Origin of the sequence: Lichenicoccus roseus (genome assembly GCF_005844085.1) — a bacterium.
Lineage (GTDB): Bacteria > Pseudomonadota > Alphaproteobacteria > Acetobacterales > Acetobacteraceae > Lichenicoccus > Lichenicoccus roseus.
This window is the reverse complement of sequence record NZ_VCDI01000001.1, coordinates 634581-653257: the sequence shown is the minus strand read 5'-3', so window position 1 is coordinate 653257 and position 18677 is coordinate 634581. Positions and strand designations below refer to the sequence as shown.

At 65.5% G+C, this 18677-nt stretch carries 20 protein-coding genes; all 20 read left to right on the top strand.

All coding sequences use genetic code 11. The features are described from left to right. The first annotated feature begins 288 nt into the window (after positions 1 to 288). The 20 genes from rplJ (at position 289) to rplX (ending at position 18672) form a co-directional block, all read left to right on the top strand. On the top strand, positions 289 to 819 hold the full coding sequence (rplJ, locus tag FE263_RS02890; protein ID WP_138324427.1) for a 50S ribosomal protein L10: 531 nt from the start codon (positions 289 to 291) through the stop codon (positions 817 to 819). 78 nt (positions 820 to 897) lie between these two features. Then, positions 898 to 1275 carry a 50S ribosomal protein L7/L12 gene (gene rplL / locus FE263_RS02885; protein ID WP_138324426.1) on the top strand — a complete coding sequence of 126 codons (378 nt, stop codon included), beginning with the start codon at positions 898 to 900 and terminating at the stop codon, positions 1273 to 1275. 279 nt (positions 1276 to 1554) lie between these two features. Further along, complete coding sequence (rpoB, locus tag FE263_RS02880; protein WP_138324425.1) at positions 1555 to 5754, top strand: DNA-directed RNA polymerase subunit beta; 4200 nt, start codon at positions 1555 to 1557, stop codon at positions 5752 to 5754. 63 nt (positions 5755 to 5817) lie between these two features. Beyond that, positions 5818 to 10011, top strand: a complete 4194-nt coding sequence (rpoC, locus tag FE263_RS02875; RefSeq protein ID WP_138324424.1) for a DNA-directed RNA polymerase subunit beta' — start codon at positions 5818 to 5820, stop codon at positions 10009 to 10011. Between the two features lie 524 nt (positions 10012 to 10535). Next, entirely contained in the window at positions 10536 to 10907 is a 372-nt protein-coding gene (gene rpsL, locus FE263_RS02870) for a 30S ribosomal protein S12 (protein WP_003621118.1), read from the top strand. Positions 10908 to 10921: 14 nt separating this feature from the next. Further along, entirely contained in the window at positions 10922 to 11398 is a 477-nt protein-coding gene (gene rpsG / locus FE263_RS02865) for a 30S ribosomal protein S7 (protein WP_138324423.1), read from the top strand. A gap of 65 nt (positions 11399 to 11463) precedes the next feature. After that, positions 11464 to 12654: an elongation factor Tu gene (gene tuf / locus FE263_RS02860; RefSeq protein ID WP_138324422.1), complete on the top strand. Its 1191-nt coding sequence runs from the start codon at positions 11464 to 11466 to the stop codon at positions 12652 to 12654. A gap of 60 nt (positions 12655 to 12714) precedes the next feature. Then, on the top strand, positions 12715 to 13023 hold the full coding sequence (gene rpsJ, locus FE263_RS02855) for a 30S ribosomal protein S10 (protein WP_138324421.1): 309 nt from the start codon (positions 12715 to 12717) through the stop codon (positions 13021 to 13023). A gap of 10 nt (positions 13024 to 13033) precedes the next feature. Continuing rightward, on the top strand, positions 13034 to 13732 hold the full coding sequence (rplC, locus tag FE263_RS02850) for a 50S ribosomal protein L3 (protein ID WP_138324420.1): 699 nt from the start codon (positions 13034 to 13036) through the stop codon (positions 13730 to 13732). Between the two features lie 11 nt (positions 13733 to 13743). Beyond that, entirely contained in the window at positions 13744 to 14406 is a 663-nt protein-coding gene (gene rplD / locus FE263_RS02845) for a 50S ribosomal protein L4 (RefSeq protein WP_138324419.1), read from the top strand. Positions 14407 to 14441: 35 nt separating this feature from the next. Further along, positions 14442 to 14738 (top strand): 50S ribosomal protein L23, encoded by a 297-nt coding sequence (locus FE263_RS02840; protein WP_171033955.1) that lies wholly within the window; start codon positions 14442 to 14444, stop codon positions 14736 to 14738. A 17-nt stretch (positions 14739 to 14755) separates the two neighbouring features. Further along, positions 14756 to 15586, top strand: a complete 831-nt coding sequence (gene rplB, locus FE263_RS02835; RefSeq protein ID WP_138324417.1) for a 50S ribosomal protein L2 — start codon at positions 14756 to 14758, stop codon at positions 15584 to 15586. Positions 15587 to 15600: 14 nt separating this feature from the next. After that, positions 15601 to 15879, top strand: coding sequence for a 30S ribosomal protein S19 (gene rpsS / locus FE263_RS02830; RefSeq protein WP_138324416.1), 279 nt, complete (start codon positions 15601 to 15603; stop codon positions 15877 to 15879). A 1-nt stretch (position 15880) separates the two neighbouring features. Beyond that, positions 15881 to 16315 (top strand): 50S ribosomal protein L22, encoded by a 435-nt coding sequence (gene rplV / locus FE263_RS02825; protein WP_138324415.1) that lies wholly within the window; start codon positions 15881 to 15883, stop codon positions 16313 to 16315. Between the two features lie 3 nt (positions 16316 to 16318). Beyond that, entirely contained in the window at positions 16319 to 16996 is a 678-nt protein-coding gene (gene rpsC / locus FE263_RS02820) for a 30S ribosomal protein S3 (RefSeq protein ID WP_138324414.1), read from the top strand. Between the two features lie 23 nt (positions 16997 to 17019). Next, positions 17020 to 17436 (top strand): 50S ribosomal protein L16, encoded by a 417-nt coding sequence (gene rplP, locus FE263_RS02815; protein ID WP_138324413.1) that lies wholly within the window; start codon positions 17020 to 17022, stop codon positions 17434 to 17436. A gap of 1 nt (position 17437) precedes the next feature. Beyond that, positions 17438 to 17668, top strand: a complete 231-nt coding sequence (gene rpmC, locus FE263_RS02810) for a 50S ribosomal protein L29 (protein WP_138324412.1) — start codon at positions 17438 to 17440, stop codon at positions 17666 to 17668. A gap of 13 nt (positions 17669 to 17681) precedes the next feature. Further along, positions 17682 to 17987, top strand: a complete 306-nt coding sequence (gene rpsQ, locus FE263_RS02805) for a 30S ribosomal protein S17 (RefSeq protein WP_138324411.1) — start codon at positions 17682 to 17684, stop codon at positions 17985 to 17987. Continuing rightward, positions 17984 to 18352, top strand: coding sequence for a 50S ribosomal protein L14 (gene rplN, locus FE263_RS02800; RefSeq protein ID WP_138324410.1), 369 nt, complete (start codon positions 17984 to 17986; stop codon positions 18350 to 18352). The genes rpsQ and rplN overlap by 4 nt, the downstream gene beginning before the upstream one ends. Then, complete coding sequence (gene rplX / locus FE263_RS02795) at positions 18352 to 18672, top strand: 50S ribosomal protein L24 (protein ID WP_138324409.1); 321 nt, start codon at positions 18352 to 18354, stop codon at positions 18670 to 18672. Before rplN ends, rplX begins: the two co-directional genes overlap by 1 nt. Positions 18673 to 18677: the final 5 nt, after the last annotated feature.

Here is an 18677-nt window from a genome sequence, read left to right as displayed (position 1 = left end):
CTTCCGGTCGGCGTTTCCGAACCTGTCCAAGACCGCACGTGGCTTCGGCCTTAATGGTGCACCCGGGCAACCGGGCACTGCGCGCGCAAGACGGGAGATCCGGATGCGGTCGGTCATGCGGGCTGACCCTCGAGAGAGGGTGCCTGCTTCATGGTCCCGCACTGGTGGTTCCGGCTGCAACAGGACAGGCGAACCGGACCGTGCGCGTCCCCGAACGGGTTCGTGTGACGGTCCTTGGGCAACCCGGCCCGCCGGTCTCGTATCGGTGGGCCACGACGGAGACGGGATTTGGACCGTACGGAGAAGCGGGAGTTCGTATCCCTTCTCGGCGCCGTTTTCGCAGAGACGTCGATGGTCGTCGTCACCCGCAATGACGGGTTGACGGTGGCCGAGGTGACGAAGCTGCGCCAGCGGATGCGCGAGGCGGGTGCGACCTTCAAGGTCGCGAAGAACCGGCTGGCCATCCTCGCCCTGGATGGGACCAAGTTCGACGGCATTTCGCCGCTGCTGAAGGGACCGATCGCGCTCGCCTGGGCGCACGACCCGGTAGCGGTGGCCAAGGTGGCCGTCGAGTTCGCCAAGACCAACGAAAAGCTTGTCGTGCTCGGTGGAGCGCTCGGAGCCCAGACGCTGAATGCGGACGGGATCAAGGCGCTGGCCGAGCTGCCATCCCTGGATACCCTGCGCGCGCAGCTGGTTGGCCTCATCGCCACCCCGGCCACGCGTATCGCGGGCGTGCTCCAGGCACCGGCGGCACAGCTTGCGCGGGTCTTTGGCGCCTACGCCAAGAAGGACGAGGCGGAAGCCGAAGCGGCATAGACCGTTGCACACGATTTAGTGAGCCTGGGAACCGGGCTTGCTTTGCACCCACCAGTATCTAGATTAGGAACATCAATCATGGCCGATCTGTCGAAACTCGTTGACGAGCTGTCCACCCTGACGGTTCTCGAGGCTGCCGAGCTGTCGAAGCTCCTCGAGGAGAAGTGGGGCGTGTCCGCCGCGGCGCCGGTTGCGGCTGCCGCTCCGGCGGGCGGTGGCGCTGTCGCCGCTCCGGTCGAGGAGCAGACCGAATTCACGGTCATCCTCGCGACCGTCGGTGACAAGAAGATCAACGTCATCAAGGAGATCCGGACCATCACCGGCCTGGGCCTGAAGGAGGCGAAGGATCTGGTCGAGGCGGCTCCGAAGCCGGTCAAGGAAGGCGTCAACAAGGAAGACGCCGCGAAGTTCAAGAAGCAGCTGGAAGAGCAGGGCGCCACTGTCGAAATCAAGTAAGCAGCCTGACGTGCCTGCTGCTTCCAGTTCGAAGCAGCCAGCCTCTCCGAGGCAGACGGGCTTCCGCTAAAGCCATTGAGGGTGGGTGCCGAGCTTCGGTGCCCGCCCTCTTGGCCGTGCAGAGTTCGGAATCGTGCCGTACAGCGGCGGCCCGGTTCGAAGTGAGTGTGATTTCAGTGGGTCCGGGAACGGGCTGCAGCGCCGGCACGCCTGATCATGGCGTGTCCCAGGTCGCGCAGCCAGATATCCCGGGGCCAAGCAGGGCAGACAGGGGTGGCGATGAACGCAGTGATCGGGAATGCCGGAGCGTTTTCTGGGGCAAAGTCGTTCACGGGACGCAAGCGCATCCGCAAGAGCTTCGGGCGTATCCCCGAAGTCGCGCCGATGCCGAACCTGATCGACGTGCAGAGGTCCAGCTACGAGGGCTTCCTGCAGATGAACGTGGCGCCTGACAGCCGCACCCAGACCGGGTTGCAGGAAGTCTTCCGCTCGGTCTTCCCGATCAACGATTTCGCCGGTCGCGGCCGCCTGGAGTTCGTGCACTACGAGCTCGAGGAGCCCAAGTACGACGTCGAGGAATGCATCCAGCGCGGCATGACGTTCGCCGCCCCGCTGAAGGTGATCCTGCGTCTCATCGTGTGGGACGTGGACGAGGATACCGGCAGCCGCTCGATCCGCGATATCAAGGAACAGCCTGTCTACATGGGCGACATGCCCCTGATGACGGAGAACGGCACCTTCATCATCAACGGCACCGAGCGCGTCATCGTCAGCCAGATGCATCGCTCGCCCGGCGTGTTCTTCGACCACGACAAGGGCAAGACGCACTCGTCCGGCAAGTTCCTGTTCGCGGCCCGCGTCATCCCGTATCGCGGCTCGTGGCTCGATTTCGAGTTCGACAGCAAGGACATGGTCTATGTCCGCATCGACCGGAAGCGGAAGCTGCCGGTCACCACGCTGCTGTATGCTCTCGAGGGTGCATCCTCCGAGGCGGCCCGCGCCGCCAAGATCGCCGAGGGTGGCGATGTCGACACGCTCGACGTGCGCGGCATGGATGCCGACGAGATCCTCGGCACCTTCTACGGCCAGGTGATCTTCGTGCGCGGTGCCAAGGGCTGGGCGCGTCCGTTCGATCCCGACGCCTTCCGCGGCATGAAGCTGCTGGAGCCGCTGGTCGATGCCGACACCGGCGAGGTGGTCGCCGAGGCCGACGCCAAGCTGACCGCCCGCGCGGTGAAGAAGATCGCCGAGAAGACCAAGGAAGTGCTGGTCGGCCGCGCCGACCTGCTGGGCCGCTACGTGGCCTACGACCTGGTCAACGAGGAGACCGGCGAACTGTACGCAGAGGCCGGCGAGGAGCTGACCGAGCCGAGGCTGGCAGCGATCGAGGAGCTCGGCATCGACAGCCTGCCGACGCTTGCCGTCGACACCGGCACCGGCCCGTGGATCCGCAACACGCTCGCGATCGACAAGAACACGTCGCGCGACGATGCGCTGATCGACATCTACCGGGTCATGCGCCCGGGCGAGCCGCCGACCCCGGACACCGCGGAAGCCTTGTTCCGCGGCCTGTTCTTCGATGCGGACCGCTACGACCTTTCGGCGGTCGGCCGCGTGAAGATGAACATGCGTCTGGGCGTCGATGCCGAGGACACCATGCGCGTGCTGCGCAAGGTCGACATCCTGCGCACGGTGAAGATCCTGTGCGAGCTGAAGGACGGCCGCGGCACCATCGACGACATCGACAACCTCGGCAACCGCCGGGTGCGCTCGGTCGGCGAGCTGATGGAGAACCAGTATCGCGTCGGCCTGCTGCGCATGGAGCGGGCGATCCGCGAGCGCATGGGTTCGGTCGACATCGACACCGTCATGCCGCACGACCTGATCAATGCGAAGCCGGCGGCAGCTGCGGTGCGCGAGTTCTTCGGCTCGTCGCAGCTCAGCCAGTTCATGGACCAGACCAACCCGCTGTCTGAAGTCACCCACAAGCGTCGTCTCTCGGCGCTTGGCCCGGGCGGTCTGACCCGCGAGCGCGCCGGCTTCGAGGTGCGCGACGTGCATCCGACGCATTACGGCCGTATCTGCCCAATCGAGACGCCCGAGGGCCCGAATATCGGCCTGATCAACAGCCTCGCGACCTACGCCAAGGTGAACAAGTACGGCTTCATCGAGACGCCGTATCGCCTGGTGAAGGAAGGCGCGCTGCAGAGCGGCTGGAAGTACCTCTCCGCCATGGAGGAGGAGCGACTGGTGGTGGCGCAGGCCGACTGCGCCCAGGACGCCGACGGCAACCTGACCGACGAGCTGGTCTCGGTGCGCCGTGGTGGCGACTTCCGGCTGGTGAAGCCCGAGGACGTGACCGCCTGCGACGTCTCGCCGCGCCAGCTGGTGTCGGTGGCCGCGGCGCTGATCCCGTTCCTCGAGAACGACGACGCCAACCGGGCGCTGATGGGCTCGAACATGCAGCGCCAGGCGGTGCCGCTGATCCGCTCGGACGCGCCGCTGGTCGGCACCGGCATGGAGGCTGCGGTCGCCCGGGATTCGGGTGCCACCATCGTCGCCCGCCGTCCCGGCACCATCGACCAGATCGACGGCGCCCGCATCGTGGTACGTGCCACCGACGAGACCGGCTCGACCCAGGGCGTCGATATCTATCGGCTGCGCAAGTACATGCGCTCGAACCAGTCGACCTGCATCAACCAGCGTCCGCTGGTGCGTGTCGGCGACAAGGTGCATGCCGGCGACATCATCGCCGACGGTCCGTCGACGGATCTCGGCGAGCTTGCCCTCGGCCGCAACGTGCTGGTCGCGTTCATGCCCTGGAACGGCTACAACTTCGAGGACAGCATCCTCATCTCCGAGCGCATCGCGCGCGACGATGTCTTCACCTCGATCCATATCGAGGAGTTCGAGGTCATGGCGCGCGACACCAAGCTCGGCCAGGAGGAGATCACCCGCGACATCCCCAACGTCGGCGAGGAAGCGCTGCGCAACCTCGACGAGGCCGGCATCGTCTATGTCGGCGCCGAGGTGAACCCGGGTGACATCCTGGTCGGCAAGGTCACGCCGAAGGGCGAGAGCCCGATGACGCCGGAGGAGAAGCTGCTCCGCGCCATCTTCGGCGAGAAGGCGTCGGACGTGCGCGACACCTCGCTCAAGCTGCCGCCCGGCACCACCGGGACGATCGTCGACGTGCGGGTGTTCTCGCGTCGTGGCGTGGACAAGGACGAGCGTGCGATGGCGATCGAGCGCGCCGAGATCGAGCGCCTTGCCAAGGACCGCGACGACGAGCGCGCGATCCAGGAGCGCAGCTTCTACAACCGCCTGCGCGAGCGCCTGCTCGGACAGAAGGCGGGTGCCGGCTTCAAGGGCATCAAGTCCGGCAGCGAGATCACCGAGGAAGTGCTGGCCGAGCATCCGCGCGGCGCATGGCGCAACATCGTGCTGTCGGCAGATAGCGCGGTGGCCGAGATCGAGGTGCTGAAGCGCGAGTTCGATGCCGCCGTCGGCCGCATCCAGGCGCGCTTCGAGAGCAAGGTCGAGAAGCTGCAGCGTGGCGACGAGCTGCCGCCCGGCGTCATGAAGATGGTCAAGGTGTTCGTGGCGGTGAAGCGCAAGCTGCAGCCGGGCGACAAGATGGCCGGACGGCATGGCAACAAGGGCGTGGTCTCGCGCGTGGTGCCGGTGGAGGACATGCCGTTCCTGGAGGATGGCAGCTCGGTCGACATCGTGCTCAATCCGCTCGGCGTGCCGTCGCGGATGAACGTGGGGCAGATCCTGGAGACGCATCTGGGCTGGGCCTGCGCCAACATCGGCAAGGGCATCGGCGAACTGGTCGACGAGTACCAGCGCACCGGCAACGCCAAGCAGGAGCTGCTGGACACGTTGCGCGAGGTCTACGGCGAGCAGGTCTATGCCGAGGATATCGCGACGCTGCCGAACGAGCAGCTGATGGAGCTCGCGCACAACCTGCGCAAGGGCGTGCCGATCGCGACCCCGGTGTTCGACGGCGCCCGCATGTCGGACATCGAGGACATGCTGACCCGGGCCGGGCTGGATACGTCGGGCCAGGTGCAGCTGACCGATGGGCGCAGCGGCGAGCCGTTCGAGCGCAAGGTGACGGTGGGCTACATCTACATGCTGAAGCTGCATCATCTGGTCGACGACAAGATCCATGCGCGTTCGATCGGGCCGTACAGCCTGGTCACCCAGCAGCCGCTGGGCGGCAAGGCGCAGTTCGGCGGCCAGCGCTTCGGCGAGATGGAGGTGTGGGCGCTCGAGGCGTACGGCGCCGCCTACACGCTGCAGGAGATGCTGACGGTGAAGTCGGACGACGTGTCCGGCCGCACCAAGGTCTACGAGGCGATCGTGCGCGAGCAGGACGATTTCGAGGCCGGCATCCCGGAGAGCTTCAACGTGCTCGTCAAGGAACTGAAGTCCCTCGGCCTCAATGTGGAGCTGGAGCAGAGCGGAGATTGAGGTCGGCACCTCGATCCACCGCCTTCCAGGTCCTGAATTTCACCCTCTCAGGGGTCACGACGCATGAATGAACTGATGAAGATCCTTGGCCAGACCGGCCAGGCGCAGACGTTCGACCAGATCAAGATCCAGCTCGCCTCGTCGGAGCAGATCCGCTCCTGGTCCTATGGCGAGATCAAGAAGCCCGAGACCATCAACTACCGGACGTTCAAGCCGGAGCGGGACGGACTGTTCTGCGCGCGCATCTTCGGGCCGATCAAGGACTACGAGTGCCTGTGCGGCAAGTACAAGCGCATGAAGTTCCGCGGCATCATCTGCGAGAAGTGCGGTGTCGAGGTGACGCTGGCAAAGGTGCGCCGCGAGCGCATGGGCCATATCGAGCTGGCCTCGCCGGTCGCGCACATCTGGTTCCTGAAGTCGCTGCCAAGCCGCATCGGCCTGATGGTCGACCTCACGCTCAAGGAGCTTGAGAAGATCCTGTATTTCGAGAACTACGTGGTTCTCGAGCCGGGCTCGACCGACCTCAAGCTGCACCAGCTGCTGACCGAGGACCAGCTCCTCAACAAGCAGGACGAGTTCGGCGACGATTTCCGCTACGGCATCGGTGCCGAGGCGGTGAAGTCGATCCTCAAGGAGATCGACTGCGACGCCGAGAAGGTGAAGCTGCGCGCCGACCTCAAGGACACCACGTCGGAGGCCAAGCGCAAGAAGCTGGTCAAGCGCCTGAAGCTGGTGGAGGCGTTCGCCGAGAGCGGCTCGCACCCGGACTGGATGATCCTGGACGTGGTGCCGGTGATCCCGCCCGAGCTGCGCCCGCTGGTGCCGCTCGACGGCGGCCGGTTCGCGACGTCGGACCTGAACGACCTGTATCGCCGCGTCATCAACCGCAACAATCGTTTGAAGCGGCTGATCGAGCTGCGCGCGCCGGACATCATCGTGCGCAACGAGAAGCGCATGCTGCAGGAGAGCGTCGACGCGCTGTTCGACAACGGCCGTCGCGGTCGCGCCATCACCGGCGCCAACAAGCGTCCGCTGAAGTCGCTGTCCGACATGCTGAAGGGCAAGCAGGGCCGGTTCCGGCAGAACCTGCTCGGCAAGCGCGTCGACTATTCTGGCCGTTCGGTGATCGTGGTGGGTCCCGAGCTCAAGCTGCACCAGTGCGGCCTGCCCAAGAAGATGGCGCTCGAGCTGTTCAAGCCGTTCATCTACTCCAAGCTGGAGAAGTACGGCCACGCCACCACCATCAAGGCGGCCAAGCGCATGGTGGAGAAGGAGCGTCCCGAGGTCTGGGACATCCTCGAGGAGGTGATCCGCGAGCATCCGGTGATGCTGAACCGGGCGCCGACCCTGCACCGCCTCGGCATCCAGGCGTTCGAGCCAGTGCTGATCGAGGGCAAGGCGATCCAGCTGCATCCGCTGGTCTGCACGGCCTTCAATGCAGACTTCGACGGTGACCAGATGGCGGTGCACGTGCCGTTGTCGCTCGAGGCGCAGCTAGAAGCCCGCGTGCTGATGATGTCGACCAACAACATCCTCAGCCCGGCGAACGGCAAGCCGATCATCGTGCCAAGCCAGGACATCGTGCTCGGGCTGTACTACCTGTCGCTCGAGACCGCCGACTTCCGCACCACGCCCGACCAGAACAAGTACGACGACAAGGGCCACGTGACGGAGACCGGGGCGTCGGCGTTCGGCTCGATCGGCGAGATCGAGTTCGCGCTGACGGCCAAGGCGGTCAAGCTGCACGACAAGATCCGGGCGCGCTACGACACGGTGGACGCCGACGGCAAGCCGGTGCGCCGCACCGTGGTGACCACACCGGGCCGCATGCTGATCGCGCAGATCCTGCCCAAGCACCCGATGGTGCCGTTCGAGCTGATCAACAAGCAGCTCACCAAGAAGAACGTCTCGGACGTGATCGACGCCGTCTACCGCCATTGCGGCCAGAAGGAGTGCGTGATCTTCGCCGACCGGCTGATGGGGCTTGGTTTCGGCCAGGCGGCGAAGGCCGGCATCTCGTTCGGCAAGGACGACATGATCATCCCGGCCGAGAAGAAGCCGCTGGTCGAGAAGACCCAGGCCGAGGTCAAGGAGTTCGAGCAGCAGTACCAGGACGGGCTGATCACCGCCGGCGAGCGCTACAACAAGGTCGTCGATGCATGGTCGCGCTGCACCGACGAGGTGCAGGCCGCGATGATGAAGGAGATCTCCAAGCAGGAGCCGGGCAAGCAGACCAACTCGGTCTGGATGATGAGCCATTCCGGCGCGCGCGGGTCGCCGGCGCAGATGAAGCAGCTCGCCGGCATGCGCGGCCTGATGGCCAAGCCGTCGGGCGAGATCATCGAGCAGCCGATCATCGCCAACTTCAAGGAAGGCCTGTCGGTCCTCGACTACTTCACCTCCACCCACGGCGCCCGCAAGGGCCTCGCGGACACGGCGTTGAAGACCGCGAACTCCGGCTACCTGACCCGCCGCCTGGTCGACGTGGCGCAGGACTGCATCATCGTCGAGAACGATTGCGGCACCGAGCGCGGCCTGACCGTGCGTGCGGTGATGGATGGCGGCGAGGTGGTCTCCTCGCTGGCCGAGCGCATCCTGGGCCGTTCGACGGCGGTGGACGTGATCGAGCCGGCGACCGGCGACGTGGTGCTGCCGCGCAACACGCTGATCGGCGAGGCGGAGGCCGAGCGCGTCGAGACGGCAGGCGTCGAGAGCATGCTGATCCGCTCGGTGCTGACCTGCGACAGCCGGGTCGGTGTCTGCGGCTGCTGCTACGGGCGCGACCTTGCCCGCGGCACGCCGGTCAATATCGGCGAGGCGGTGGGTGTCATCGCGGCGCAGTCGATCGGCGAGCCGGGCACGCAGCTGACCATGCGCACCTTCCATATCGGCGGTGCGGCGCAGCGTGGCGCCGAGCAGTCGATGGTGGAGGCGTCGCATGACGGCGTGGTCAACATCAAGAACCGCAACGTCGTGCAGAACAGCATGAACGTGCCGGTGGTGATGGCACGCAACTGCGAGATCGTGCTGACCGACGAGAAGGGCACCGAGCGCGCCCGCTTCCGGGTGCCGTATGGCGCACGGTTGCTGGTGGACGAGGGCGCCACGGTCACGCGGCAGCAGAAGCTGGCCGAGTGGGACCCGTACACCCTGCCGATCATCACCGAGCAGGCCGGGCGGGTGGAGTATCTCGACCTGATCGACAGCATCACGCTGGTCGAGCGCATGGACGAGGTCACCGGCCTGACCTCCAAGGTGGTGGTCGACTACAAGCAGGCGGCCAAGGGCATCGACCTGCGGCCCAGGCTGCAGCTGAAGGACGCCAAGGGCGAAGTGCTCAAGATGTCCAACGGCGGCGAAGCCCGCTACTTCCTGACCTCGGATTCGATCCTCTCGGTTGAGAACGGGGCCACGGTGCATGCCGGCGACGTGCTGGCCCGCATCCCGCGCGAGGGCAGCAAGACGCGCGACATCACCGGCGGTCTGCCGCGGGTGGCCGAGTTGTTCGAGGCGAGGCGGCCGAAGGACCATGCGATCATCGCCGAGACAGATGGCCGCATCGAGTTCGGCAAGGACTACAAGGCGAAGCGCCGGGTGATCGTCAAGAACGACGAGACCAGCGAAGAGACCGACTACCTGATCCCGAAGGGCAAGCACGTCTCGGTGCAGGAAGGCGACTTCGTGCGCCGTGGCGATCCGCTGGTCGACGGGCCGCGCGTGCCGCATGACATCCTGAAGGTCCTCGGCGTGGAAGCGCTGTCTGACTATCTCGTGAACGAGATCCAGGATGTGTATCGACTGCAGGGCGTGAAGATCAACGACAAGCACATCGAGGTCATCGTTCGCCAGATGCTGCAGAAGGTGGAGATCCTCGAGCCCGGCGATACGACCTACCTGATCGGCGAGACGGTGGATCGCATCGAATACGAGGGCGAGAACGCCAAGCGACTGCAGGCCAACGAGCGTCCGGCGCATGCGATGCCTGTGCTCCAGGGCATCACCAAGGCCAGCCTGCAGACGCACTCGTTCATCTCGGCGGCCTCCTTCCAGGAGACCACAAGGGTATTGACGGAGGCGGCCACAGCCGGCAAGGTCGATACGTTGAATGGTCTCAAGGAGAACGTGATTGTGGGCCGTCTCATCCCTGCCGGAACCGGCAGCGTGATGAACAAGCTCCGCGCTGTAGCCGCCGGTCGCGATGCCCAGCACAAGCTGGGACAGGCGACGCCGGCGGTGACGGGTCGCGCGGCAGAATAAGCCGCAGACCTGCTCCAAGACTGGGCCGCTCAGGGGATCCCCTGGGCGGCCCATTTCTGTTCGCCCCCTCGATAATGTCCTGCGCTGGCGGTCCGGCACCGGGAGCGCCTCTCATCCATCGTAGGGCATTCGCGAGCGGGTTCTTCGGCTAGACACCTGTTATAGTGAGAGCGTTCGTGGCCTTTGGTCCCGGAGGGTTCAGGGCGGCGCGCGGGCTTTCCCGAGGTGCGTTGCAACGGCCGCATGACTGGGCTTCGACTCCGCCGCCTAGGCGGGTTGACTCAGACCCTTCCGCTTCGTAGGTTCCGCGCCCTCGGCTGACCTTCACGAGAGGTCGTTTTCAAGCCGTCGAATGCAGCACCGATTAGCGTGCGGCGCCGCTCCTCTGGCTACCAGGGTGCTCAGGCCGAACGTGATCAGGACGCCGCGCGGAGGGCCAGCCCGTCCGTTGCGGTTTTTGTGTTGCGGTCGATGGCGGCCAGAACAAGCCGGGGACGGCACAAAGAGGATCGGGACAGAGGCGTATGCCCACCATCAACCAGCTGATCGCCAAGGGGCGCGAGCCCGCAGCCAAGCGCAACAAGGTGCCGGCCCTCCAGGGCTGCCCGCAGAAGCGTGGCGTCTGCACGCGCGTCTACACCACGACCCCGAAGAAGCCGAACTCGGCTTTGCGTAAGGTCGCCAAGGTGCGCCTGACGAACGGCTATGAGGTGGTGAGCTACATTCCGGGCGAAGGCCACAACCTGCAGGAGCACAGCGTGGTCCTGATCCGTGGCGGCCGCGTGAAGGATCTTCCCGGCGTGCGCTACCACATCCTGCGCGGCGTGCTCGACACGCAGGGCATTGCGAAGCGTCGCCAGCGTCGCTCGCTCTACGGCGCCAAGCGCCCGAAGTAAGAGGATATCGAGGGATGAGTCGCCGCCGCCGCGCCGTCAAGCGCGAGATCCTGCCGGACCCGAAGTTCGGAGACGTCGTCGTGACGCGCTTCATGAATGCGCTCATGTACGACGGCAAGAAGTCCACCGCCGAAGGCATCGTCTATGGTGCGTTCGAGTCGATGCGTCGCCGTGGTGGTGCCGCCGCCGACCCGGTGCGGATGTTCCACGAGGCGCTTGAGAACGTGAAGCCGGCCGTCGAGGTGCGTTCGCGCCGCGTCGGTGGTGCAACGTACCAGGTGCCGGTCGAGGTTCGGACCGAGCGTCGCCAGGCGCTGGCGATCCGCTGGCTGATCGACAGCTCGCGCAAGCGCGGTGAGCACACCATGCAGGAGCGTCTCTCCAACGAGTTGCTCGACGCGGTGAACAATCGCGGCACCGCCGTGAAGAAGCGCGAGGACACGCACCGGATGGCCGAGGCGAACAAGGCCTTCAGCCATTACCGCTGGTAACGGCGACCCCCTGATACAATTCAACCCTGCGCCCGGTCACAGGCTGCGGTAACGGAGAGACGATAATGGCTAAGGCGAAATTCGAGCGGAACAAGCCGCACTGCAACATCGGCACCATCGGCCATGTGGATCACGGCAAGACGTCGCTGACGGCGGCGATCACCAAGACCCTGGCGAAGGTCGGTGGCGCCACCTACACGGCGTATGACCAGATCGACAAGGCGCCGGAAGAGCGCGCCCGCGGCATCACCATCTCGACCGCGCATGTCGAGTACGAGACCAAGGCGCGCCACTACGCCCACGTCGATTGCCCCGGCCACGCCGACTACGTGAAGAACATGATCACCGGCGCCGCCCAGATGGATGGCGCAATCCTGGTCGTGTCCGCCGCCGATGGCCCGATGCCGCAGACCCGCGAGCACATCCTCCTCGCTCGCCAGGTTGGCGTGCCGGCGCTGGTAGTGTTCCTCAACAAGGTCGACATGGTCGACGACCCCGAGCTGCTCGAGCTGGTCGAGATGGAGGTGCGCGAGCTGCTCTCCTCCTACCAGTTCCCCGGTGACGACATTCCGGTGATCAAGGGCTCGGCCCTGGTCACTCTCGAGGATGGCGACCCGGTGCTCGGTGAGCAGGCCGTCATGGAGCTGATGAACGCGGTCGACACCTACATTCCGCAGCCCGAGCGTCCGATCGACCGTCCGTTCCTGATGCCCATCGAGGACGTGTTCTCGATCTCCGGCCGCGGTACCGTCGTAACCGGCCGCGTCGAGCGTGGCATCGTGAACGTGGGTGACGAGATCGAGATCGTCGGCCTGAAGAACACGGTGAAGACCATCGTCACCGGCGTCGAGATGTTCCGCAAGCTGCTGGATCGTGGCCAGGCCGGCGACAACATCGGCGCCCTGCTGCGTGGCACCAAGCGCGAGGATGTCGAGCGTGGCCAGGTGCTGGCGAAGCCCGGCTCGATCACCCCGCACACCAAGTTCAAGGCCGAGGCGTACATCCTCACCAAGGAGGAGGGCGGTCGTCATACTCCGTTCTTCACCAACTACCGTCCGCAGTTCTACTTCCGCACAACTGACGTAACGGGTGTGGTGCAGCTGCCGGAAGGCACCGAGATGGTGATGCCGGGCGACAACGTGTCGATGGACGTCGAGCTGATCGCGCCGATCGCCATGGACGAGGGCTTGCGTTTCGCCATCCGCGAAGGTGGCCGGACCGTCGGCGCCGGCGTGGTGGCTTCGATCCAGGCCTAGGCCGGTATCGATCGACGCCGGACCCCGCACCCGTATTGATGAAGTTGGACTGACCGCAAGATGGACAACCAGAACATCCGCATTCGCCTGAAGGCGTACGATCACCGCGTGCTGGACAACAGCACGAAGGAGATCGTGAACACGGCGAAGCGTACGGGTGCGCGGGTGCGGGGTCCGATCCCGCTGCCGACGCATATCGAGCGGTTCACCGTGAACCGTTCCCCCCACGTGGACAAGAAGAGCCGCGAGCAGTTCGAGATCAGGACTCATCGCCGGCTGCTCGACATCGTCGAGCCGACCCCGCAGACCGTGGACGCACTCATGAAGCTCGACCTCGCCTCTGGCGTGGACGTCGAGATCAAACTCTAAGGTCCAGACGATGCGCACCGGATTGATTGCAAAGAAGCTGGGCATGTCCCGGCTGTTCAAGGAGGACGGCACCCACGTGCCGGTCACCGTCCTGCACCTGGACAACCTTCAGGTGGTGGATACCCGTACCGAGGAGCGTGACGGCTACACCGCCGTGCAGCTCGGCAGCGGCAATGCCAAGGTGAAGAACGTCACCAAGCCGAACCGCGGCCATTTCGCCCGCACCAAGGTCGAACCCAAGAAGAAGCTGGTCGAGTTCCGGGTCGCCGCCGACGCGGTGCTCGAGCCTGGTGCTACCCTGTCCGCCGCGCACTTCGTGGTCGGCCAGAAGGTGGACGTCACCGGCACCAGCAAGGGCAAGGGGTTCGCCGGCGGCATGAAGCGCTGGAACTTCGCCGGTCTCGAGGCGAGCCATGGTGTGTCGGTAAGCCATCGTTCGCTCGGCTCGACCGGTAATCGCCAGGATCCGGGCAAGACCTTCAAGAACAAGAAGATGGCCGGACATCTCGGACACGAGCGGATCACCACGCTCAATCTCGAGATCGCGCTGGTCGATGTCGAGCGCAACCTGCTGATGGTTCGCGGTGCGATCCCCGGCGCGAAGAACGACTTCGTGCTGGTCCGCGACGCGATCAAGAAGACCCGGCACAAGGATGCGCCGTATCCGGCCGGCCTGCACGGAGCTGAAGCTCCGGCCGCGGCCGAGTGAGGAAGAGGGCCATGGATTTCGACATCAAGACCCTCGACAACGGCAGCGCCGGCACCATCGGCCTGCCCGACGAGATCTTCGCCACCACCCCGCGCACCGACATCATGGCGCGTGTGGTGCATTGGCAGCTGGCGCGTCGGCGCAGCGGCAACCACAAGGTCAAGGGCATGGGTGAGGTGTCCGGCACCACGCGCAAGCCGTACAAGCAGAAGGGCACCGGCAACGCTCGCCAGGGCAGCCTGCGTGCGCCGCAGTTCCGCACCGGTGGTGCGGTGCATGGGCCGGTCGTGCGCGACCATGGCTATTCGCTGCCCAAGAAGGTGCGTCGCCTGGGCCTGATCTCGGCGCTCTCGCAGAAGGCCTCGGAAGGCCGTCTGGTGGTGCTCGACGAGACCGGCGCCGGTGGCAAGACCGCCGAGCTTGCGAAGAAGCTCAAGGTGCTTGGCTGGCATTCGGTGCTGATCGTGGACAGCGTGGTGAACGAGACCTTCCTGCGCGCTGCCCGAAACCTGCCGCGCATCGACGTGCTGCCGGGTGTCGGTGCCAACGTCTACGACATCCTGAACCACGACGTGCTGGTGATCACCCGTGCCGGCGTCGACGCCCTGAAGTCGCGGCTGTCGCATGAGCACACCGCCCCCGCGGGCGAAGTGCACGAGGAGCACGCGGCATGACCAACATCCTGGCCATCCGCCGCAAGGCGGAGCGTCTGTCCCGCGAGGCGATGTTCGACATCGTCCGCGCCCCGGTGATCACCGAGAAGGCGACGGCGCTATCCGAGAAGAACCAGGTGGTGTTCAGCGTCGCGCTGTCCGCCAGCAAGCCGCAGATCAAGGCGGCGGTCGAAGGGCTCTTCGGCGTCAAGGTGATGGGCGTGAACACGCTCATCCAGAAGGGCAAGACCAAGCGGTTCCGTGGTCGTCCGGGCGTCCGGTCCGACGTGAAGAAGGCGTTCGTGCAGCTTGCCGAGGGACAGTCGATCGACCTGTCCGCGAAGCTGGCCTGAACGCGAGGTAGCATCAGATGGCACTCAGGCATTTCAACCCGGTCACTCCCAGCCTCCGCGGGACGGTCCTCATCGACCGCAGCGAGCTGTGGAAGGGCAAGCCGGTCAAGCTGCTCACCGAAGGCAAGAACAAGTCGGGCGGCCGCAACAACCACGGCCGCACGACCTCGCGCTTCCGGGGCGGTGGGCACAAGCAGACCTATCGCCATGTCGACTTCAAGCGTCGCAAGTTCGACGTGCAGGGCGTCATCGAGCGGCTGGAGTACGATCCGAACCGCACCGCGTTCATCGCGCTGGTGAAGTATTCGGACGGCGAACTGGCCTACATCATCGCGCCGCAGCGGGTGAAGGCCGGTGACCCGGTCGTTGCTGGCGCGCGCGTCGATATCAAGCCAGGCAATGCGATGCCGCTCTCGGCGATCCCGGTCGGCACCATCGTGCACAACGTCGAGCTGAAGCCCGGCGCCGGCGGCAAGATGGCACGCTCTGCCGGCACCTACGCCCAGCTGGTCGGCAAGGATTCCGGCTACGCGCAGATCAAGCTGCAATCCGGCGAGCTTCGCCTGGTGCGCTCGGAGTGCATGGCGACCGTCGGTGCGGTGTCCAACCCGGACAACATGAACCAGTCGATCGGCAAGGCCGGTCGCAACCGCTGGCTCGGCCGTCGTCCGCATCAGCGCGGCGTGGTGATGAACCCGGTCGACCATCCGCACGGTGGTGGCGAGGGCCGCACGTCGGGTGGCCGTCATCCGGTGACGCCGTGGGGCAAGCCGACCAAGGGCTACAAGACGCGCGTCAACAAGCGCACCGACAGCCTGATCATCCGTCGCCGCAAGACCGGCAAGTAAGGGGCAACAGAGAGATGGCACGTTCCGTCTGGAAGGGCCCGTTCGTGGACGGGTATCTGCTGAACAAGGCCGAGACATCGCGCGCTTCGGGCCGCAACGAGGTGATCAAGATCTGGTCGCGTCGTTCGACGATCCTGCCGAACTTCGTTGGGCTGACCTTCGGTGTCTACAACGGCCACAAGTTCCTGCCGGTGCAGGTCAACGAGAACATGGTCGGGCACAAGTTCGGCGAGTTCTCGCCGACCCGGACCTTCACGGGGCACTCCTCCGACAAGAAGGCGAAGCGGGGCTAAGATGAGCAAGCCGAAGCATCCGCGCACCCTGGGCGACACCGAGGCCCAGGCGGTCACGCGCAATATCCGCATCAGCCCGCGCAAGCTCAACCTTGTCGCCGGCCTGATCCGCAACAAGCCGGCCTCGCAGGCGGTCGCCACGCTGACCTTCAGCAAGCGCCGCATCGCGCTGCAGGTGAAGAAGACGCTGCAGAGCGCGATCGCCAATGCCGAGAACAACCATCAGCTCGATGTCGACCAGCTGGTCGTCACCACGGCGGAGGTCGGCAAGTCGATCGTCATGCGTCGCTTCCATGCTCGTGGCCGTGGCCGTTCGGCCCAGATCGAGAAGTTCTTCAGCCACCTGAAGATCGTGGTGGCGGAGCGTGCGCCGGAGCCGGTGGTGCCGCGCACCCGCAAGCCCGCACCTGACGCATCAGAAGCAAAGGCGGCCTGAACCATGGGTCACAAGGTCAATCCAATCGGTCTGCGGCTCGGCATCAACCGCACCTGGGACAGCCGCTGGTACGCCGGCACCGACTACTCGAAGCTGCTGCACGAAGACCTGAAGCTGCGGGCGCACCTGAAGCGCCGGCTGTCGGGTGCGGGCATCTCGCGCGTGGTGATCGAGCGTCCGGCCAAGAAGCCGCGTGTGACGATCTATGCTGCGCGTCCAGGCGTGGTCATCGGCAAGAAGGGCCAGGACATCGACGTCCTGCGCAAGGATCTTGCCAAGATGGCGAAGTCCGACGTGTCGCTGAACATCGTCGAGATCCGCAAGCCGGAGATCGAGGCACAGCTGGTTGCCGAGAACATCGCGCAGCAGCTGGAGCGCCGCGTCGCGTTCCGTCGCGCCATGAAGCGTGCCGTGCAGTCCGCGATGCGCCTCGGCGCCCAGGGCATCCGGATCAATTGTGGCGGCCGTCTCGGCGGTGCCGAGATTGCACGTGTCGAGTGGTATCGCGAGGGCCGCGTGCCGCTGCACACGCTGCGCGCCGACATCGATTACGGGGTTGCCACCGCCAAGACGACATACGGCACGTGCGGCGTGAAGGTGTGGATCTTCAAGGGCGAGATCCTGGCGCATGACCCGCTGGCCCAGGACCGTCGTGCCGCCGAGCAGGCGCCGCAGCGCTAAGTCCGTTTCGAGGAATCTAGAACATGCTCTCTCCGAAGCGGACCAAGTACCGCAAGGCCCACAAGGGCCGCATCCATGGCCTTGCCAAGGGCGGCACGGCACTGAATTTCGGCGCATTCGGCCTGAAGGCGCTCGAGCCGGAGCGCGTCACGGCGCGCCAGATCGAGGCCTCGCGTCGTGCCATCACGCGCGCCATGAAGCGTGCCGGCCGCGTCTGGATCCGGATCTTTCCGGATGTTCCGGTCTCGACGAAGCCGGCCGAGGTCCGCATGGGCTCCGGCAAGGGTTCGCCCGAGTTCTGGGTGGCGCGCGTGAAGCCGGGCCGCATCGTGTTCGAGATCGATGGCGTCTCCCCGGAGATCGCCAAGCAGGCGCTGGCGCTCGGCGCCGCGAAGCTGCCGATCAAGACCAAGTTCGTCACCCGGCTCGGGGAGGCCTGAGATGGCAAAGGCAATCAAGCCCGCCGATCTGCGGGCGAAGACTCCGGACGAGTTGCAGACGCAGCTCCTCGACCTGAAGCGTGAGCAGTTCAACCTGCGTTTCCAGCGTGCGACCGGACAGAACGAGGGCGCGGGCCGTACCCGCGAGGTGCGTCGCGCGATCGCGCGCATCAAGACAGTTCAACATGCGAAGAAAGTCGCGGGGGCCACTGCCCCTTCGGCGCGCAGCTGAGAGGAGTAGGGCGATGCCGAGGCGCGTCCTGACGGGCCGTGTGACCAGCGACAAGATGGACAAGACCATTACGGTCCTGGTCGATCGTCGCATCATGCACCCGCTGTACAAGAAGTTCATTCGCCGCTCGAAGAAGTACGCGGCGCACGACGAAGAGAACCTGTGCAAGACCGGTGATACGGTCCGCATCGTCGAGTGCCCGCCGATCTCCAAGCGGAAGACCTGGACGGTGGTCATGCGCAACGGCGAGACGCTGGGCGAGGCGCCGCCTGACGCGGTTGCCGTGGTCGAAAACGCGCAGCACCTGGGGCCGGCATGATCATCGTAGAGACCAACCTGGACGTCGCCGACAACTCCGGTGCGAAGCGGGTTCAGTGCATCAAGGTGCTTGGCGGTTCGAAGCGTAGGTCGGCCTCGGTCGGCGACGTGATCGTCGTTTCCATCAAGGAGGCGATCCCGCGCGGCAAGGTGAAGAAGGGCGACGTCCACCAGGCGGTGATCGTGCGTACCTCGTTCCCTGTGCGTCGTGCCGATGGCAGCGCGATCCGCTTCGACCGCAATGCAGCGGTGCTGATCAACAAGCAGTCGGAGCCGATCGGCACCCGCATCTTCGGCCCGGTCGTGCGTGAGCTGCGTGCGCGCAAGTTCATGAAGATCATCTCGCTGGCGCCGGAGGTGATCTGATGGCGGCCCGTATTCGCAAGGGCGACCAGGTGGTCGTCATCACCGGTTCCGATCGCGGCAAGCAGGGCGAGGTGCTCAGCGTGCTGACGACCGAGAAGCGGGCGCTCGTTCGCGGCGTAGCCATCGCCAAGCGTCACACCAAGCCGCGCGGCGCGGGTGACCAGGGCGGCATCATCGAGCGCGAGGCGTCGGTGGATCTGTCGAACCTGAAACTGGTCGATCCCAAGAGCGGCAAGCCCACCAAGGTCGGCTTCCGCGTGCTGGACGATGGCCGCAAGGTCCGTGTCGCCAAGGCGACCGGCCAGATCATCGAAGGCTGAGGAGG

What these genes read in the sequence shown, in the direction of transcription:
- rplD (WP_138324419.1), top strand. Translation starts at nt 13,744, where the DNA reads ATGGATTTCGACATCAAGACCCTCGACAACGGCAGCGCCGGCACCATC.
- rplX (WP_138324409.1), top strand. Translation starts at nt 18,352, where the DNA reads ATGGCGGCCCGTATTCGCAAGGGCGACCAGGTGGTCGTCATCACCGGT.
- rpsG (WP_138324423.1), top strand. Translation starts at nt 10,922, where the DNA reads ATGAGTCGCCGCCGCCGCGCCGTCAAGCGCGAGATCCTGCCGGACCCG.
- rpsJ (WP_138324421.1), top strand. Translation starts at nt 12,715, where the DNA reads ATGGACAACCAGAACATCCGCATTCGCCTGAAGGCGTACGATCACCGC.
- rpsC (WP_138324414.1), top strand. Translation starts at nt 16,319, where the DNA reads ATGGGTCACAAGGTCAATCCAATCGGTCTGCGGCTCGGCATCAACCGC.
- rplP (WP_138324413.1), top strand. Translation starts at nt 17,020, where the DNA reads ATGCTCTCTCCGAAGCGGACCAAGTACCGCAAGGCCCACAAGGGCCGC.
- rplL (WP_138324426.1), top strand. Translation starts at nt 898, where the DNA reads ATGGCCGATCTGTCGAAACTCGTTGACGAGCTGTCCACCCTGACGGTT.
- rplN (WP_138324410.1), top strand. Translation starts at nt 17,984, where the DNA reads ATGATCATCGTAGAGACCAACCTGGACGTCGCCGACAACTCCGGTGCG.
- rpoC (WP_138324424.1), top strand. Translation starts at nt 5,818, where the DNA reads ATGAATGAACTGATGAAGATCCTTGGCCAGACCGGCCAGGCGCAGACG.
- tuf (WP_138324422.1), top strand. Translation starts at nt 11,464, where the DNA reads ATGGCTAAGGCGAAATTCGAGCGGAACAAGCCGCACTGCAACATCGGC.
- rpsS (WP_138324416.1), top strand. Translation starts at nt 15,601, where the DNA reads ATGGCACGTTCCGTCTGGAAGGGCCCGTTCGTGGACGGGTATCTGCTG.
- rpsL (WP_003621118.1), top strand. Translation starts at nt 10,536, where the DNA reads ATGCCCACCATCAACCAGCTGATCGCCAAGGGGCGCGAGCCCGCAGCC.
- rpmC (WP_138324412.1), top strand. Translation starts at nt 17,438, where the DNA reads ATGGCAAAGGCAATCAAGCCCGCCGATCTGCGGGCGAAGACTCCGGAC.
- rpsQ (WP_138324411.1), top strand. Translation starts at nt 17,682, where the DNA reads ATGCCGAGGCGCGTCCTGACGGGCCGTGTGACCAGCGACAAGATGGAC.
- rplC (WP_138324420.1), top strand. Translation starts at nt 13,034, where the DNA reads ATGCGCACCGGATTGATTGCAAAGAAGCTGGGCATGTCCCGGCTGTTC.
- rpoB (WP_138324425.1), top strand. Translation starts at nt 1,555, where the DNA reads ATGAACGCAGTGATCGGGAATGCCGGAGCGTTTTCTGGGGCAAAGTCG.
- rplB (WP_138324417.1), top strand. Translation starts at nt 14,756, where the DNA reads ATGGCACTCAGGCATTTCAACCCGGTCACTCCCAGCCTCCGCGGGACG.
- rplV (WP_138324415.1), top strand. Translation starts at nt 15,881, where the DNA reads ATGAGCAAGCCGAAGCATCCGCGCACCCTGGGCGACACCGAGGCCCAG.